The sequence below is a fragment of the Bacillus cereus group sp. BfR-BA-01382 genome (assembly GCF_022663475.1).
Taxonomy (GTDB): Bacteria; Bacillota; Bacilli; order Bacillales; family Bacillaceae_G; genus Bacillus_A; species Bacillus_A thuringiensis_S.
This window is the reverse complement of record NZ_JAKUFQ010000012.1, coordinates 1-17,406: the sequence shown is the minus strand read 5'-3', so window position 1 is coordinate 17,406 and position 17,406 is coordinate 1. Positions and strand designations below refer to the sequence as shown.

Below are 17,406 nucleotides of genomic sequence, written 5' to 3'. Positions count from 1 at the left end.
AGCTGCTGGCTTCTCTTTTTTATTAAAAATCTGTAATTAACTTTTCTTTTAACTCTCCTACAGATAAAGGTTTCGCATAATAAAATCCCTGTACATAATCACAGCTCATTGATTGTAACAAACTCTCTTGCTCTACTGTTTCTACCCCTTCAGCAACTACTGCTAAATTTAAACTATGAGCAATTTCAATAACAGATTTTACAATTGTTCGTTCTGGTTGCGCGTGATCATAATGAAATTCACGAATAAAATTACGATCAATTTTCACAATATCCAGTGGTAGTTGTTTTAAATAATATAAGGAAGAATAGCCAGTTCCGAAATCATCCAAAGCAATTAAAACACCCATATTTCTTAATTCTTGTAATGTAGCAATAATATAATCAAAATGGCGGACTGCAATGCTTTCCGTTATTTCTAATATTAAACGGTTCGGAGGAAAACCAGTTCTCTTTAAAATGCTACGTACAGACAAAATAAAACGTTTCTGCATTAATTGTTGTATAGATAAATTCACAGATAACTTTAGTCCTTCTTGATAATTTGGCAATGTTTTAAACAATCGGCACGATTTTTCTAATACCCAGTCTCCTAGCTTTATAATAAGTCCAGACTCTTCAGCTACCGGGATAAATTCGCTTGGTGCAATGGGGCCGTCTTCTGTCATACAGCGTACTAAAGCTTCTATACCAGAATATCTCTTCGTTTTCAAATCAATAATAGGCTGCAATGCTACATCTAACTCTTCATCACGAATTGCCTTTTGCAAAGCAAACTCAACTTTCATTCTACGATTTATTTTCGCCCGTAGCTCATCTGTAAAGAAACATGCAGCGTTTCTACCTTGTTCTTTTGCACTATACATAGCTAAGTCAGAGTTTTTCAATAACGTTTCCACGTCTAGTCCGTCTTGTGGATAAGAACAAAGTCCTAGACTAGCTGAAATGTATACTTCATGGCCTTCCAACATAAATGGTGCCTGAAAACATGACAACACAGATGTCGCTAACTGACTCATATCATCTTGCCTATGATTTTTTGTTAACAGCACAAATTCGTCGCCACCTAGCCTAGCCAGAACATCTTTCTCTCCTAGTACATAATGCAACCGTGAAGCGACTTCGCTTAAAAGTAAGTCCCCTATCATATGACCTAACGTATCATTTACTAATTTAAAACGGTCCAAATCAAAGTAAATCATACCAAATTCTTTTTTATCTGCAATCAATTTATTAACGGTTGTTATTAATTGCAAACGGTTCGGCAAACTGGTTAAAGCATCATGATAGGCAAGTTCCCTATAACGACTTTCACTTAGCCGCAATCTATGTTCTGCTTCTTTTCTACTACTAATATCATTTCGAATTGCGATAAACTGGTATGGCTCTCCTTTTTCATTTAAAAATGGAACAATTGTTGTTTTGACCCAATAATATGTACCATCTTTTGCTCGATTCCGAATCTCACCTGTCCATACTTTCCCATTCAAAATACGTTTCCATAAGTTTTGAAAAAAGGTTTTCGGATGATGTCCTGAATTTAAAATACGGTGATCTTTTCCAATTAATTCTTCTCTTTTGTATTTAGAGATTTCACAAAATTTATCATTTACATATGTAATAAGACCTTTTCGATCTGTAATTGCAACAATTGAAGACTCATCTAATGCTAACTTTAAATCTCGCAATGAAGAGTCATATAATGCATGACCTCTCTGTTCTAGCATGCGCATCTCTCCTTGCTTCCTATCTGACTAAAACACAACCTGTTTCTCTTCATAGAAATAGAGATATTTCATTTTCTAATACTAGCCCATTACATAAATTATCTTTTTAAATAGACCGATTAAAATAACATAATATTATTTGTAATAAAAAGCAATATTATACCGTTTCAATTATAACTAGTAGCTTCTCATCTCCCTAATTATTTCGCACCTTATTATACTGCAATCCTTTTAAGTGGCTCTATCCAAGCCCTGTTTCTAACTAATACCATTCACATCTGATCTCTTTACTCTTTAATAACAAAATAGAAATTAGACCATACTACATAACTATTCACGAATAATAATATGAAAATCTACATTAATGTATATGTTTTTGAATTACAATAACAAAATATTAACATATTTTCACCTTAATTTTGGAAGTATTTTATAAATAAATACCGTATTAAACTAAAAAAGAGGGTAGCCTCTTTTTTAGTTTAATACGAATATGGTATTTGCTGATAACCTGGGTATGGCATTGGATACGTTACAGGGTATGGTGATGGATAAGTTACTGGATATGGCGCTGGATAATACCCTCCACTTGCTGCACCCGTTAATGCGCCAGCTGTCAGTCCACCTAACACTCCTCCTGCAAAGCTTCCAGGGAAAAATCCGCCTCCCCATGAACTACCCCCCCAGCCCCATCCGCCTCCGTGATGATGATGGTGATCATGGTGATTGTGTCCTCCATGGTGATGATGTCCGCCGTTATGATTGTGCCCACCATGATTGTGTCCTCCATGATGATGATTCCGATAATACAATCCATTATTTTCTATATAATTCATGTTTCTCCGCTCCTTTTCGATTTTTTCATTTTCATATGCATTAAGAGTGGGATAAAAATGTGATAGTACACTGTATGTAGGACAAATGCGGAAAGTATAGGTGAAATGTCTATATTTTGTAAAAAAAGCAAAACACCTTATAATAAAGATGTCATATTACATCTTCTATTTAAGAAATCTATATTGAAAAAAGATTAGGGGAATTATATAGAAATGAAGAAGCCTATCGTTCAGTTACTATTAATATTTACAATTGTATCTATCGTTCTGTTCCTATTAAATACATCGTATATTTCGTTATATACATTTGTCGGTGCTCTATGGTCCATCACAATCGTAGGAATTTCATTCGTTATCTTTATAGAAAATAGATCTCCACAAAGCACATTGGCATGGTTTTTAGTATTAGCACTTCTTCCTATTATAGGTGTGCTTTTATACGCTATTTTCGGGCGCAGCCGCTGGAGAAGAAAAAAACATCTCCATCGTTCAGAAGAACAAAGAAAATTATTCCGTGAAATATTAGAAGGAAGAAGACTAGAGTTATTACTCACAGTCCCACTAAATGAACGTTCCATACATTTAACAGAAGTCATACAAAAATTTGGAGGCGGTCCTGCCGCAGATAAAACAACTACAAAACTTTTAACAAACGGAGATCAAACATTTTCAGAAATTTTGCGAGCTATAGAGCAGGCAAAACATCATATACATATTCAATACTACATTTATAAATCTGATGAAATTGGTACAAAAGTTCGAGATGCTTTAATACAAAAAGCAAAAGATGGTGTTATTGTACGCTTCCTTTATGATGGTCTTGGAAGTAACACGTTAAGAAGACGATTTTTGCAACCTATGAAAGAAGCTGGGATTGAAATTGTAGAATTTGACCCTATTTTTTCAGCTTGGTTACTTGAAACTGTCAATTATCGTAACCATCGAAAAATTGTTATTGTAGATGGAGAAATTGGTTTTACCGGAGGACTCAATGTCGGTGATGAATATCTTGGCCGTTCAAAGAAATTTCCTGTTTGGCGTGATAGTCATCTAAAAATAGAAGGAAAAGCATTATATAAATTACAAGCAATCTTTCTAGAAGACTGGCTCTATGCCTCTAGTGGTTTAAATACTTATTCCTGGGATCAATTCATGAATAGACAATACTTCCCAGGTAAAGAGATTTCACATGCAGAAGGTGCTGTTCAAATCGTAGCAAGCGGACCAAGCTCCGATGATAAAAGTATTCGTAATACATTATTAGCTGTTATGGGCTCTGCAAAAAAATCCATTTGGATCGCTACACCCTACTTTATTCCAGATCAAGAAACTTTAACATTATTACGCTTAAGTGCAATTGCCGGAATAGATGTACGGATTTTATATCCAGGTAAAAGTGATAGCATCATTAGTGATCAAGCATCTCAATCCTATTTCACTCCACTTTTAAAAGCTGGTGCTTCTATTTACAGTTATAAAGATGGTTTTATGCATGCAAAAATTGTACTCGTTGATGATACAATTGCAACTATCGGAACAGCGAACATGGATGTACGTAGCTTTGAATTGAATTACGAAATTATTAGCGTACTTTATGAATCAAAAACAGTTCACGATATTAAACGTGATTTTGAAAAAGATTTTAAACATTCAACTGAAATTAAATGGAACTCTTTCCAAAAAAGAAGTATAAAAAAACGCATATTGGAGTCTTTCATGAGGCTCATTTCTCCTTTACTGTAAGCAATCAACTTCATCTTGATTGCTTTTTCTTTTCCCTTTATCCTCCTTCCTTTTCTTTGCATACCATATTAAAACAAGTTATCATAAGATGTATTACTTTATGAAAATAATGTTAGGTGGGAAATACATGTTAGAACAATTTCATATACATTCTGATTTAAAACAGCAGCTTTCTACGATTCATGAAAAGAATAAACAAGAAGCTGGTGAAAATGCTCATTTAATCGGTACTAAAATATATAAAGCATCTGATAACAGCATTATCGAAGATGCGATTACAGCACTTCTTCTTGGCAAGAACATTCTATTAAAAGGACCGACTGGTAGTGGTAAAACAGTACTAGCGGAAACTCTTTCTTCTTTATTTCAAAAACCAATGCATAGCATTAACTGCTCTGTCGACTTAGATGTAGAAGGTATTTTAGGATACAACACACTACAAACGAAAGATGGTGCATCTGAAGTTTCATTCGTTAACGGTCCTCTTATGAAAGCAATGAAGAACGGTCACTTCCTATATATTGACGAAATCAATATGGCAAAACCTGAAACTTTACCGCTACTTCACGGCGCATTAGATTACCGTAAAATGATCACAAACCCATTTACACAAGAGGTTGTATACGGTGATGAAGAATACCGTGTAATTGCTGCGATTAACGAAGGTTACGTTGGAACAAGTGAACTAAATGAAGCATTAAAAAACCGTTTCGTTATTATTGAAGTTCCTTACATTCAAGGTGACACATTAAAAGAACTATTATTAGCAGAATCAAAATTAAATGATGTTGCAACAATTGAAAAGTTTGTTGCATTTGCAAGCGACCTTATGCCTTTAGCTCGCGATGGACGTGTAAGTGAAGAAGCAGCAAGTATTCGTGGTATTATCGACGCATGTGATTTAGGTGTATATATTCCTGTTATGCGCGCTATTGAACGAAGCATAATTGCAAAACTTAATGATGAAACAGAACAAATGACTGTCCGTGAATTAGCAGAAAGTTATTTCTTTGAGGGATAATTTATGAGACAAATTTTTAGTGACAAAAAAATTGATGCGTCGCTGTTTCTACAAATGGAAAACTTAATGTATGCCCTTCTAAAAGAAGACGATGCCTATCTTGAATATGGCTATAAAGCATACTACGACGAAATTGAAAAGAAAGTTGTCATTAGTCACTTTTGGGATGATCGAAAAGAAGAAGATACAGTAATCGGATTAAAAAGCGAAGTGTTCTTAAAAGCACTTGGTAATAAACATTACTCGGACATGACTTTAATTCGTTCTTATGCGATTGAATTGCAAGAATCGCCCCTAAAAAAGTTTTTAACACAATTATTTGTTCTATTAGAAGATTTACGCGTTGAGGAAATCGTAAAGAACTTACGTCCTGGCACGAAGCATATTTTTAAACGCCGAAAAGAAATGTACCGCAATTATTTCGGCTCTCAAAATGAAATAAACCGCGTTCGTAATTATCACGGTGATCGTTTGTTTTGCCTATGCTATCTTTCATTAACGAGCGATAAATATGAAATGTTTAATAATGAATATTTTGAGCAAATTGAAGCGATTTTACATGAAACATTCCAAGCACGTAATACAGAAGATATTATGTATGTCGTTGAGAAAATTCGCTATCGCTTAGAGGCGCTTCTTGAAAGTGATATGCTTAACAACTATTTCGGACATGCTCCACTTTACTTATCTGTTCTTGCAGACGAAAAGAACTGTCGCGTCGAAGATTTAGCAAATGATGATACACAGCTTATAGATGACGATGAAAATAAAAACAAAATGGATGAAAGTTTCTCCACATGGCATCGTGAAAATAAAAATAACGAAAACGAGAACTTTTTACGCTTTGAATTAGAAAGCGGAACAAAAACAAACATGATGGGCGATACTGCTCGTGAATCAGAAGATGGCGACCAAGCACTTGGTTCTGTACAAGGTACTTCTCAAAAAAGTACACAATCCAACTTTGATGGCGCTGATACAGAAGAAGCAAGAGCTTCACACGCTTCTAGCCAGCACGACGGTGCATACGGTAAGTATAATGTAGGTGCTTCTCATACATTTAAAGAAGCTCGCAAAGCAAATATCGATGAGAAAAAAGATTACCAAGCTATCAAATCAGTCGTCAATAAAGATGTAAAAGAATTAAAGAAAATTATCGAAAAAACGATTGAAAATAAAACGAATGCGAATAGTGATAAATATTACGGAAGGCTTCGCAAAAAATTCCTTCGTATTTATACCGAAAAACAACCGCGTATGTTTTATAAAAAAGGACAAGAGTCACAAGAACTCGATGTTGCATTCCAACTGTTAGTTGACTGTTCTGGTTCTATGTATAACAAAATGGAAGAGACGAAGAAGAGTGTTGTACTATTCCATGAAGCTTTAAAATCTTTAAAAATCCCGCACGCTATTAGCGGATTTTGGGAAGATGCCTCTAGCGCTAAACCTGAAGATAAGCCGAACGTTATCCATGAAGTTGTAAATTATAAAAACTCAACGTTACCAAACGTTGGTCCGGAAGTTATGCAACTTCGTGAAGAAGAAGATAACCGCGACGGATATATTATTCGTATCGTTTCTGAAAAGCTTGCAAAAAGACCTGAGAAACATAAATTCTTACTAGTCTTCACAGATGGTGAGCCTTCTGCGCTAGACTATCAACAAGATGGAATTTTAGATACGCATGAAGCTGTTAAACTCGCGCGTAAAAGTGGCATGGAAGTAATCGGTATCTTCATCGAAGAAGGCGAGGCAAAAGAAGCAACTTATCAATTGATGAAGAACATTTATAACCATCACTTCTTAGTTGCAAATCATGCTGAAGATTTACGATTGAAGATTAAACCATTACTGAAAAAATTATTACTGAAGACGATTGAATAGAAGATAGGAGCCTTGTGGCTCCTGTTTTTTCATTCAATTACTTTGTTTCTGGTTGAAACTTATATGGAATGGCTACTTCTAATAAGGATTCAAATCCTCCGTCATAGTATGGGAAGCGCTCATTCGCAATTGTTCGATCCACCCACTCTATTGCAGAAATTTCACCTTCATCTTCCGCAATAAGTTCACCTTTTACTACATTCGCTCGGAATGTAAAAAATAGTGCATGATTCCCTGATTCCTCAAAGAATTTTTCATTGATCGCAACAAGTCCACCTAACGTAGCAATTAAACCTGTCTCTTCTTTCACTTCTCTTATTAGTGCTTCCTCTAATATTTCACCTTTTTCCACAGCCCCACCTGGCAATGACCAAACGTTTTGTTCTGCATTATGTACCATTAATATTTTATCTGTTTCCTCGTCATGTATTAGTGCGTATACGACATCTACTCTTTGCATAAGACTTCTCTCCTCCCAAAAATAATGAAGAGCCGATTCCTAAGAATCGACTCTTCCTATTAATTCATCACTAACTCAGCTGTGAGCTTTTTTTTTAACTTAGCCAACATGTCCGTTGTCATTTTGTCTAAATCGTATTCTGCTTTAAAGCCCCACTCTTTCATTGCTGCAGTTGCGTCAATAGAGTTTGGCCAACTATCAGCGATTGTTTGACGAGCTGAATCTACTGCATAATCCATTGTAAACGTCGGAATGTGTTTACGAATTGATGCTGCAATTTGCTCTGGCTCAAAACTCATTGCCGTAATGTTAAATGCATTTCTATGCACTAGCTTACTTGGATCAGCTTCCATTAATGAAATGATCGCTTGTAAAGCATCAGGCATATACATCATGTCCATGTACGTTCCTTCAGCAATGTATGAGGTGTATGCACCTTTTTTAATCGCCTCATAATAAATTTCAACTGCATAATCAGTCGTTCCGCCTCCTGGAGGAGCTACGTAAGAAATTAAACCTGGGAAACGGACACCGCGCGTATCTACGCCAAACTTTTGATGATAATAATCACATAGTAATTCTCCTGCTACTTTGTTTACCCCATACATCGTAGTAGGACGCTGAATTGTATCTTGCGGTGTATTATCTTTTGGCGTCGATGGACCGAATGCACCGATCGAACTTGGCGTGAAGAACTTACAGTTTAATTCACGAGCTGCTTCTAATGCATTTACAAGTCCGCCCATATTTAAGTTCCATGCGAATAACGGATTTTTTTCTGCTGTTGCTGAAAGTAAAGCTGCTAAATGAATAATTGTATCTACTTCATTATGCTTTGCAATATCATGTAATTTTTGTCCATCTGTTACATCTAACGTTTCAAACGGACCAGACTTTACTACTTCACTATCTGTTTCACGAATATCTGTTGCAATAACATTTGATGCGCCGTATACATCACGAAGTTTCATTACTAGTTCAGAACCAATTTGCCCTAAAGAACCGGTTACTAGAATTTTTTTCATTTTCCCCACTCCTCATTTGCAAGCTATCCAAAAGATGCCCTTACTTAAATGATGCCCATTTCTTTTCCTACTTTTTCATACTTACGAATTGCTTCATCTAACATTTCTTTCGTATGAGCTGCTGTAGGCATATTACGAACACGACCTTTTCCTTTTGCTACAGTTGGGAACACAATAGATTTTGCGTATACACCTTCTTCATTTAGACGCTTACTAAATTCTTGTGTTAACACTTCGTCCCCAATAATACAAGGTGTAATTGGCGTTTCACTTTCCCCAATGTTAAAGCCAAGTTCTTTTAATCCTTGTTTTAAGTAGCGGCCATTTTCCCATAAACGATCATGTAACTCTGTGCTTTCCATTAAGATTTCAATTGATCTCATGCAAGCTGCTGCATCAGCTGGTGTTAATGCTGTAGAGAATAAGAATGGACGTGAACGAACTTTTAACCAGTCAATTAAGTTTTGTTTCCCTGCTACATATCCACCAATTACCCCAATTGCTTTTGATAATGTACCAATTTGGAAATCAACTTTATCAGATAGACCGAAGTGCTTTACAGTTCCTGCACCTTTTCCAAGTACACCTGAACCGTGTGCATCGTCTACATATGTCATTAAATCTAATTCTTCTGCAATCTCAACAATTTCTGGTAGTTTTGCAACATCTCCATCCATTGAGAAGACACCGTCTGTAATTACCATTAATTTATTGTAAAGACCCGATTCTTTCGCCGCGATTGCTTTTTGGCGTAAATCTTCCATATCAGAATGTTTATAAACAATAATTTTTGCCTTTGATAGACGACTACCATCAATAATAGAAGCATGGTTTAATTCGTCTGAAAGAATTGCATCATTTTTATCCATAACAGCTGAAATCGCTGCCATATTACAGTTAAATCCTGATTGGTAAGCAATTGCCGCTTCTGTATGTTTAAACTTTGCAATTGTCTCTTCTAATTTAATATGCAAATCTAAAGTACCGTTAATTGTACGAACAGCTCCTGCCCCAACACCGTACTTATGAATTGCACCAATTGCTGCTTCTTGCAAACGGCTATCTGTTGCTAATCCAAGATAGTTGTTTGAAGATAAGTTAATATATTCTTTTCCGCCAATTGTAATGATTGGTCCATTTGAACTCTCAAGCGGATCAATTACGTTATAAAGCCCCTTTGATTTTAAATCCTCTAAATTTTCTTCTAAAAATTTTGCAAGTGTTTTACTAGACATCGTGAAGCCTCCCATCGTTCATGTAAGCGGATTATTGTCTTAATAGTTCTAATAATCCCTCTACTAGCTTAACACGTTTTCAGAATTTATTATAGAAAAATAGTTTAAAGTAACCGCTTACAATTTTAGATTATATATGATTCATTATAATAAATCTATCATTTACTTTTCATATTTGATAGAATTAAAAAAATATTTTGGGAGGTTTCAAACATGGCATTTACAGAATCTGATGTATACAATAACACAGCATTTTTCGAACAATATATGAAACGAAGATACCGAGAAAATAGCCCAAATGAATCCATTGAAAAACCAGTATTCTTTCAGCTCATTGGTCATGTGCAAGGAAAACAAATTCTCGATTTAGGCTGTGGTGACGCTAAGTTTGGTGCGGAATTATTAGAAAAGGGATGCTACTCTTACACTGGCATTGAAGGCTCCGAACTTATGTATGAAAAAGCTAAAAATCAACTAGAAAATAAAAATGGATCTGTTCATTTTTTAAACCTCAAAGATTATACCTATCCCTCTTCCACTTTTGATTTAGTAACATCTAGACTCGCCTTACATTATATTGAACATCTTGATACCATTTTTCAAAATGTGTTTCAAACTTTAAAAACAAATGGCACCTTTACCTTTAGCGTTCAACATCCCGTTATTACTTCTTCATTTGAAAGCTTACAAACAAGTGGTAAAAGAACGAGTTGGCTCGTCGATGATTATTTTAAACTAGGCAAACGGGTTGAACCATGGATTGACCAAGAAGTTATTAAATATCATCGTACAACGGAAGAGTATTTCACATTATTACAGCAAGCTGGATTTACCATTACATCATTAAAAGAAGCTACACCAAATCCAATCTATTTTCAAAATGAAGAAGAGTATAAACGTCGCTTACGAATTCCTCTCTTCCTCTTATTTTCTTGTACCAAATAAAAAAAAAAACGATGAATCACTCATCGTTTTTTTATCTTATCGCCTGAGCAACTTCTTTAACTACACGTCTTCCTCTTCCATGCGGGATACAAAGCGGTGTTCCAAACAACGGATCCGTACTAATTTGACACTCCATTCGGAATACATCACGTACTAGTTTCTCATCTACCACTTCTTCAGGTTTACCTTGTGCATATATTTGTTTATCTTGAATTGCTACAATGTTATCTGCATAGCGGCATGCTAAATTTAGATCATGTAATACCATAACAATTGTTCTTTGTTCTGTTTCATTTAATTCGAATAATAAATCCAGCACTTCAATTTGGTGAGTCATATCTAAGTATGTAGTGGGCTCATCCAGTAAAATGATATCTGTATCTTGTGCAAGTGTCATTGCGATCCAAGCACGTTGACGTTGCCCACCTGAAAGAGCATGCACATCACGCTCAGCAAATTCTGTCATACCTGTCGCTGCAAGTGCTTTCTGTACCATTTCCTCGTCTTTTTCTGACCATTGCTTCAGCCATGTTTGGTATGGATAACGCCCTTGCTTTACAAGTTGTAATACTGTAAGTCCTTCTGGTGCTTGTGGTCCTTGCGGTAAAATCGCCATTTGACGAGCGATTTGCTTCGTTTGCATACTTTGAATGGCTTGATTATCTAACAAAATATCACCAGTTGTTGGTTTTAATAATCTAGCTAGTGAACGTAATAAAGTTGATTTCCCGCAACCGTTAGAGCCGATAAAGATTGTAATTTCGCCTTTTGGAATTTCTAAATTCAACTCATCAATAATACTTGTTTCACCATAAGACAACGTCAAGCGTTTCGTCTCCAATGCTTTTTGCATATTCATCTCCCTTTATGAATTCCGACTTTTATAAAGTAAATAAATAAAATAAGGTGCACCAATTGCTGATGTAAATACCCCTGCTGGAATTTCAAGTGGCGTGAAAATTGTACGCCCTATTAAATCTGCAGCAAGTACTAGAATTGCACCGACAATAGCTGCAACTGGGAGTAATGCACCGTATAAAGAACCAACCAATCTTCGTGAAATATGAGGTGCCATTAAACCGACAAATCCAATCCCTCCGGCAAAAGCTACCGCACCACCAATTAAAGCTGTACTAAGTAATAGCATAAATACACGCGACTTCGTTAAAGGAACCCCAAGTCCTACCGCTATATCATCCCCTAGCTCTTGTGCATTTAAATGCCTAGCTGCGATAAATGATATTACTGTTAAAATGAGAACCCAAGGCGCAAGTACCATAACATTTTGCCAAGAAGAGCCATAAACGGTACCCGTAATCCATACATTTGCTTGGCTCGCTTGATAAATTGGTGCTAGCAACATAAATAATGTTGTCGCAGCCTTCGTTAATGCCCAGAATCCAACACCAATTAAAACGAGGCTAATTGGTGATAATCCATCATTTTGCCATGCAAATAAGTATACAAAAACCGCTACAATCGTTGCTCCTGCAAAAGCTGCGAGCGGCATATAATGAATACTTACCGTTAGTGCATTATTTTTATCACTAAATAGCGCTAAAAATAATACAACTGCAACACTTGCCCCGCCCGTAATCCCGATGATATCAGGAGAAGCAAGTGGATTTCGAACAAGCCCTTGTAAAATACAGCCCGCTACCGCGAGCGCAATTCCTACGAGGATAGCAATTAAAATACGCGGCATACGAAACTTATTTACAACCATGTTTGACATCGCATCGCCATTTCCGGTAATTGCTTGCCATACGTCATAAGGAGCAATTTTCATGTCTCCCATACCTGCGCTCGCAAAGAATAATCCTATTAAAACAAGTAGTAAACTTAACAAGACGAGACAAGCTCGTTTATACATTAAAAACGAGAGCTCGCCTTTTCCTATACGAAACGGAATATATTTCTTCATTTGCTAAGCCCTCTCTTACGTGCAATATAAATAAAGAACGGTGCTCCAATAAATGCTGTCATAACTCCTACTGGTACTTCTTGTGGCATAATGACATATCTTGCTGCTATATCAGCCAATATTAGTAGTATTGCACCTAACAATCCGCTATAAGGCACTCTCCATCTGTGGTCAACTCCAACAAGAAATCTAGCAAAATGCGGAGTAATAATCCCAATAAATCCAATTGGGCCAGCAACCGCAACTGAACCACCAGACAACAGTACAATAATAAGTAACACGAATGATTTCATTAAAATTGTTCGTTGTCCAAGTCCTTTCGCGACGTCTTCTCCCATCATCAATGTATTTACTTTTCCTGCCATAATAAGAGATGCAATCCATCCTATTAATAAATATGGGAATACAGATTGTAAAATTTCTAACTTTCGCCCTTGCACAGATCCAGCAAGCCAAAATAATACCTCTTCAAGTGCTTTTTCATTTAACACAAGTAATCCTTGTGTTAATGATGAAAATAACGCACTAATTGCGACCCCTGCTAACGTTAACTTAAGAGGAGTAGTCCCTTCTTTTCCTAAAGAACTAGAAGCAAATACAAGTACAGCTGCAACCGCCGCTCCTAAAAAGGCGATCCATGTGAAAGCTGATAATGATGTTACTGAAAAGATTACAATTGCTACAACTATGAAGAACGCAGCACCTGAATTTAATCCAATAAAATCTGGAGAAGCAAGTGGATTCTTAGTTAAAGTTTGCATAAGACAACCAGCAATGGCTAAACTAGCACCAACACTAGCTGCAATTAACGCCCTAGGCAGACGTACATTTTGAATAATAATATGTTCATTGGAACCGTTAAAATGGAAAAAAGCATCCAATGCTAGTTTCCAACTCGTATTTGTATATCCGAAAATAATACTTCCCCAAATACAAATAACGACTGCAATGATTCCAACAAATAATCCAATCCCTTTTGCTCGATTTGTTTTTAATAACATGCAGCGTTTCCCCTTCAATGTATAATGATACGTTGTTAGTGTATTTCAACTTAATTCTTATTGTCAACGGAAATGAGAATTATTTTCACCCATATATATTGACAATTAAAAGATAAAGGCTTAATATCATGCTTGCTATTGAAAAATATTCTCAACATTTAGGGGGTACATAATGAATTTCATGCGGAAGAAATCGTTTACAGTATTTGTATTTTTACTAGCATTTTCAATGCTTTTAAGCGCTTGTGGAAAATCAAGTAACAAAGAAGAATCTACAAAAGAAGATAATAAAAAAGAAGTGGTTACTGTAGAACATGCAATGGGTAAAACAGAAGTTCCTGCTAATCCAAAACGTGTAGTTATCTTAACAAATGAAGGAACTGAAGCTTTACTTGAATTAGGTGTGAAACCAGTTGGTGCTGTAAAGTCTTGGACTGGTGACCCATGGTATCCACATATTAAGGATAAAATGAAAGATGTAAAAGTTGTTGGTGATGAAGGACAAGTTAACGTTGAAACAATTGCTTCTTTAAAACCAGACTTAATTATCGGTAACAAAATGCGTCACGAAAAAGTGTACGAACAACTAAAAGCAATTGCACCTACTGTGTTCTCAGAAACATTACGTGGTGAATGGAAAGATAACTTCAAATTTTATGCAAAAGCATTAAATAAAGAAAAAGAAGGTCAAAAAGTTGTAGCTGATTACGAATCACGTATGAAAGATTTAAAAGGCAAACTTGGCGATAAAGTAAATCAAGAAATCTCTATGGTTCGTTTCATGCCTGGTGATGTTCGTATTTATCATGGTGATACATTCTCTGGTGTTATTTTAAAAGAACTTGGATTTAAACGTCCTGGAGATCAAAACAAAGATGATTTTGCAGAGCGTAACGTATCTAAAGAGCGTATTTCTGCAATGGATGGTGACGTATTATTCTACTTCACATTCGATAAAGGAAATGAGAAAAAAGGATCTGAATTAGAAAAAGAATATATTAATGATCCGCTATTTAAAAATTTAAATGCAGTAAAAAATGGTAAAGCATACAAAGTTGATGACGTTATTTGGAATACAGCTGGTGGCGTAATGGCCGCTAACCTACTATTAGATGACATCGAAAAACGCTTTGTTAAATAATATTTCCTTAACCAGCTCCCTTCTATGGAGCTGGTTATTTTTCAATTCACTTAAATGTCACATTATTTCGTTTTGTATTTTTATTCCCAATATGTTATATTGAGAAAGTAAATAGAATATATTTTCTTTATATCAGAATAAATATTTTAATCTAAATTTTCTGATTAATCACTATTTTATTTTCTTTTAGAATTCAATTATTACATTTGAAAACGCTTATCATCTTGTTTTCAGGGCAAAATACAGTAACGGTCGAAGAAAAATAGAACTTTTTCAGAAATTTTCTTTCTATTTCCATATAATTCTATTGACTTCTAAATATTTTGTAAATTAAAATGATTACATAAATATCCGTTATACAGGATTAGGGGGAAACAAACATGGATGCAGCTTTAAAATTAGACAAAGCTGGAGAGCAACAATCACCAAAAAAACATCCACCAGGGTTATACTTGTTGTTCTTTACAGAGGCATGGGAAAGATTTAGTTATTACGGAATGCGTGGCTTATTAGTTCTTTATTTAACAACGAGCTTAGTAAGCGGCGGTTTAGGATTTGATAAAGCAGTTGCAGTTCAAATTTACGGTATTTTCACAATGCTTGTATATTTCACACCTATTATTGGTGGTTGGTTAACTGACCATTTCATTACGAAGCGACATGCCATTACTATTGGTGGTATCATCATGGCAATTGGTAACTTCGTACTATTTTCAATGAATACGAAAACTGGACTATTTTTAGGATTAGGATTATTAGTTATCGGTAACGGATTCTTCAAACCGAATATTTCGACTTTATTAGGTCAATTATATAGTGACAACGATTCTCGTCGTGATAGTGCCTTCACTATCTTCTACATGGGGATTAACTTAGGAGCTCTTATCGCTCCATTCATTTGCGGTTACTTCGCAGATTATAGATACGGTTTCTTAACAGCTTGTATCGGTATGATTATTGGACAAATTGCATTTAACTTATTAGCACCTCGTTACTTAGGATCAGCTGGAACAACAGTTGTGGGTAAAAAATCTAAAGAACAAAATGCAAAAGCTGTTGAGAAAAAACCTTTAACACCACAAGAGAAAAAACGTACTGTTGCAATTTTAATTTTAACTTGTTTCGTTGTATTCTTCTGGGCAGGATTTGAACAAGCTGGTAGCTCTTTAACACTTTACACAGATAAGTTCGTAGATCGTACAATTGGTGGATTTACAATTCCAACACCTTGGTTCCAATCTGTAAACCCACTATTCATTATCTTACTAGCATTACCTGTTTCTGCGTTATGGATTAAGCTTTCAAAAACAAAAAATGGTGATTTGAAAATCCCAACAAAAATGGCATTAGGTATGATTTTACTAGGGATTGGATATTTAGTTCTAACTTTAGCTGTTTTAAAAACTGGTAGCGATGAAGGTAACATTACAATGAAAGCAAACTTACTATTCATTGTATTCACTTACATGTTCCACACAATCGGTGAGTTATTCTTATCACCAATCGGATTATCTATGGTAAGTGCAATCGCTCCTGTTAAACTAGCATCATTATTAATGGGTGTATGGTTAGCTGGTACTGGCTTCGCAAACTTATTAGCAGGACAATTAGCCGCTTTCACTCAATCTTTAGGATATTTAGAAGTATTCGCAAGCATCGGTATTATCGTAATTGTACTGGGATTAGTACTTCTTATGTTCTCTAAGAAAATTGCACATATGATGGAATAACAAAAAGACGCTTCTAAAATTAGAAGCGTCTTTTTTATTATTTCTCCTCTAAAGCTGTCACGTCCACATGAACGCTCTCACCAGGATTAGATACATCATACACTTGAGCACTCCCCTTCTGCTCATCACAGCTCTCAATCCATACTGGTACGCCCTCATATGTAACGTCAATTCTACTTGAAGAAGATAAGATTTGTTTCACACGTTTCACATCCATACTACTATCCCTCCTTTTGCTTACTACACTCCTTTCTATTTTTTCTTTTCCTTTTAGAATATATTCGGTAAGGCAGCATATTGATTAATAGTCATTTCTACCTCACATGCTAATATTTACTCTCTCGCTACCTTTCTGACAAATAAAAAAAGACGTATATTCTACACGTCTTTTTCCATAATATTCAAATTTTAAGAAAATAATGTTTTTACTACCGCACTTACTTTATCATTATGGATTTGATAATACACTTCTAATCCTCGTCTTTCAAAGCGCACTACTTTATTTTGCTTTAACTTCGTTAAATGTTGTGAAACCGTTGATTGCGGAATTTCTAACACTTCCTGTAGTTGTGTTACATTACATGTTCCTCTTTGCATAAGTTCCATTACTAGACGTAGACGAAGTGGGTGAGCTAACGCTCTTAACATTTGTACATCTTCTTCTGAAATACGACATTCGAATTGATTTTGGTTCATAAAGTTCCCCTCATTTTCGTTTTTATTTGCGTTTTT

Annotated in this window: 16 protein-coding genes; 6 read left to right on the top strand and 10 right to left on the bottom strand. The window is 35.5% G+C overall.

Annotated features, from left to right (window positions below):
• Nucleotides 1-22: 22 nt before the first annotated feature.
• Both MR160_RS07760 and MR160_RS07755 read right to left on the bottom strand, forming a co-directional pair.
• A complete protein-coding gene (locus MR160_RS07760; RefSeq protein WP_000893348.1) occupies nt 23-1,726 on the bottom strand; it encodes a putative bifunctional diguanylate cyclase/phosphodiesterase in 1,704 nt (567 codons plus the stop codon).
• A 482-nt stretch (nt 1,727-2,208) separates the two neighbouring features.
• A complete protein-coding gene (locus tag MR160_RS07755; protein ID WP_001106404.1) occupies nt 2,209-2,562 on the bottom strand; it encodes a hypothetical protein in 354 nt (117 codons plus the stop codon).
• A 213-nt stretch (nt 2,563-2,775) separates the two neighbouring features.
• Here MR160_RS07755 and MR160_RS07750 point away from each other — a divergent pair, with 213 nt between their 5' ends.
• The 3 genes from MR160_RS07750 to MR160_RS07740 all read left to right on the top strand — a co-directional run bounded on the left by MR160_RS07750 (nt 2,776) and on the right by MR160_RS07740 (nt 7,213).
• Complete coding sequence (locus MR160_RS07750; protein ID WP_000743027.1) at nt 2,776-4,305, top strand: cardiolipin synthase; 1,530 nt, start codon at nt 2,776-2,778, stop codon at nt 4,303-4,305.
• A 127-nt stretch (nt 4,306-4,432) separates the two neighbouring features.
• Entirely contained in the window at nt 4,433-5,326 is an 894-nt protein-coding gene (locus MR160_RS07745) for an ATP-binding protein (RefSeq protein ID WP_000892989.1), read from the top strand.
• A gap of 3 nt (nt 5,327-5,329) precedes the next feature.
• Nucleotides 5,330-7,213 carry a vWA domain-containing protein gene (locus MR160_RS07740; RefSeq protein ID WP_242297189.1) on the top strand — a complete coding sequence of 628 codons (1,884 nt, stop codon included), beginning with the start codon at nt 5,330-5,332 and terminating at the stop codon, nt 7,211-7,213.
• 37 nt (nt 7,214-7,250) lie between these two features.
• Here the strand turns inward: MR160_RS07740 and MR160_RS07735 are convergent, their stop codons facing one another.
• From MR160_RS07735 to MR160_RS07725, 3 genes are read right to left on the bottom strand one after another with little or no spacing between them, the layout of a single operon-like run.
• A complete protein-coding gene (locus MR160_RS07735) occupies nt 7,251-7,673 on the bottom strand; it encodes an NUDIX hydrolase (protein WP_001189930.1) in 423 nt (140 codons plus the stop codon).
• Nucleotides 7,674-7,732: 59 nt separating this feature from the next.
• Nucleotides 7,733-8,698 (bottom strand): L-threonine 3-dehydrogenase, encoded by a 966-nt coding sequence (locus MR160_RS07730; protein ID WP_000723120.1) that lies wholly within the window; start codon nt 8,696-8,698, stop codon nt 7,733-7,735.
• Between the two features lie 44 nt (nt 8,699-8,742).
• Nucleotides 8,743-9,933, bottom strand: a complete 1,191-nt coding sequence (locus tag MR160_RS07725; protein ID WP_000095903.1) for a glycine C-acetyltransferase — start codon at nt 9,931-9,933, stop codon at nt 8,743-8,745.
• A 213-nt stretch (nt 9,934-10,146) separates the two neighbouring features.
• Here MR160_RS07725 and MR160_RS07720 point away from each other — a divergent pair, with 213 nt between their 5' ends.
• On the top strand, nt 10,147-10,878 hold the full coding sequence (locus MR160_RS07720; protein WP_000885973.1) for a class I SAM-dependent DNA methyltransferase: 732 nt from the start codon (nt 10,147-10,149) through the stop codon (nt 10,876-10,878).
• Between the two features lie 31 nt (nt 10,879-10,909).
• Here MR160_RS07720 and MR160_RS07715 read toward each other — a convergent pair whose 3' ends face one another.
• Genes MR160_RS07715 through MR160_RS07705 form a run of 3 tightly spaced genes read right to left on the bottom strand, consistent with a single transcriptional unit; the run spans nt 10,910 to nt 13,803 of the window.
• Complete coding sequence (locus MR160_RS07715; protein WP_001167972.1) at nt 10,910-11,731, bottom strand: ABC transporter ATP-binding protein; 822 nt, start codon at nt 11,729-11,731, stop codon at nt 10,910-10,912.
• 12 nt (nt 11,732-11,743) lie between these two features.
• Nucleotides 11,744-12,802, bottom strand: coding sequence for a FecCD family ABC transporter permease (locus MR160_RS07710; RefSeq protein WP_000760052.1), 1,059 nt, complete (start codon nt 12,800-12,802; stop codon nt 11,744-11,746).
• Nucleotides 12,799-13,803 carry a FecCD family ABC transporter permease gene (locus MR160_RS07705; protein ID WP_000925213.1) on the bottom strand — a complete coding sequence of 335 codons (1,005 nt, stop codon included), beginning with the start codon at nt 13,801-13,803 and terminating at the stop codon, nt 12,799-12,801. The genes MR160_RS07710 and MR160_RS07705 overlap by 4 nt, the downstream gene beginning before the upstream one ends.
• A 172-nt stretch (nt 13,804-13,975) precedes the next feature.
• On the opposite strand from MR160_RS07705, the gene MR160_RS07700 reads away from it, so the two are divergent.
• Complete coding sequence (locus MR160_RS07700; protein WP_001010281.1) at nt 13,976-14,944, top strand: ABC transporter substrate-binding protein; 969 nt, start codon at nt 13,976-13,978, stop codon at nt 14,942-14,944.
• Nucleotides 14,945-15,324: 380 nt separating this feature from the next.
• Nucleotides 15,325-16,674 carry a peptide MFS transporter gene (locus MR160_RS07695; protein ID WP_000338303.1) on the top strand — a complete coding sequence of 450 codons (1,350 nt, stop codon included), beginning with the start codon at nt 15,325-15,327 and terminating at the stop codon, nt 16,672-16,674.
• A 37-nt stretch (nt 16,675-16,711) separates the two neighbouring features.
• Here the strand turns inward: MR160_RS07695 and MR160_RS07690 are convergent, their stop codons facing one another.
• On the bottom strand, nt 16,712-16,891 hold the full coding sequence (locus tag MR160_RS07690) for an acid-soluble spore protein H (RefSeq protein ID WP_000382679.1): 180 nt from the start codon (nt 16,889-16,891) through the stop codon (nt 16,712-16,714).
• A gap of 191 nt (nt 16,892-17,082) precedes the next feature.
• A complete protein-coding gene (locus MR160_RS07685) occupies nt 17,083-17,370 on the bottom strand; it encodes an ArsR/SmtB family transcription factor (RefSeq protein ID WP_001075219.1) in 288 nt (95 codons plus the stop codon).
• Nucleotides 17,371-17,406 lie beyond the last annotated feature (36 nt).

Bases quoted from the DNA above. Each gene is read 5' to 3' on its own strand.
- MR160_RS07715 (WP_001167972.1), bottom strand. From the start codon at position 11,731: ATGCAAAAAGCATTGGAGACGAAACGCTTGACGTTGTCTTATGGTGAA.
- MR160_RS07730 (WP_000723120.1), bottom strand. From the start codon at position 8,698: ATGAAAAAAATTCTAGTAACCGGTTCTTTAGGGCAAATTGGTTCTGAA.
- MR160_RS07695 (WP_000338303.1), top strand. From the start codon at position 15,325: ATGGATGCAGCTTTAAAATTAGACAAAGCTGGAGAGCAACAATCACCA.
- MR160_RS07685 (WP_001075219.1), bottom strand. From the start codon at position 17,370: ATGAACCAAAATCAATTCGAATGTCGTATTTCAGAAGAAGATGTACAA.
- MR160_RS07745 (WP_000892989.1), top strand. From the start codon at position 4,433: ATGTTAGAACAATTTCATATACATTCTGATTTAAAACAGCAGCTTTCT.
- MR160_RS07750 (WP_000743027.1), top strand. From the start codon at position 2,776: ATGAAGAAGCCTATCGTTCAGTTACTATTAATATTTACAATTGTATCT.
- MR160_RS07705 (WP_000925213.1), bottom strand. From the start codon at position 13,803: ATGTTATTAAAAACAAATCGAGCAAAAGGGATTGGATTATTTGTTGGA.
- MR160_RS07700 (WP_001010281.1), top strand. From the start codon at position 13,976: ATGAATTTCATGCGGAAGAAATCGTTTACAGTATTTGTATTTTTACTA.
- MR160_RS07720 (WP_000885973.1), top strand. From the start codon at position 10,147: ATGGCATTTACAGAATCTGATGTATACAATAACACAGCATTTTTCGAA.
- MR160_RS07760 (WP_000893348.1), bottom strand. From the start codon at position 1,726: ATGCTAGAACAGAGAGGTCATGCATTATATGACTCTTCATTGCGAGAT.
- MR160_RS07735 (WP_001189930.1), bottom strand. From the start codon at position 7,673: ATGCAAAGAGTAGATGTCGTATACGCACTAATACATGACGAGGAAACA.
- MR160_RS07725 (WP_000095903.1), bottom strand. From the start codon at position 9,933: ATGTCTAGTAAAACACTTGCAAAATTTTTAGAAGAAAATTTAGAGGAT.
- MR160_RS07690 (WP_000382679.1), bottom strand. From the start codon at position 16,891: ATGGATGTGAAACGTGTGAAACAAATCTTATCTTCTTCAAGTAGAATT.
- MR160_RS07740 (WP_242297189.1), top strand. From the start codon at position 5,330: ATGAGACAAATTTTTAGTGACAAAAAAATTGATGCGTCGCTGTTTCTA.
- MR160_RS07710 (WP_000760052.1), bottom strand. From the start codon at position 12,802: ATGAAGAAATATATTCCGTTTCGTATAGGAAAAGGCGAGCTCTCGTTT.
- MR160_RS07755 (WP_001106404.1), bottom strand. From the start codon at position 2,562: ATGAATTATATAGAAAATAATGGATTGTATTATCGGAATCATCATCAT.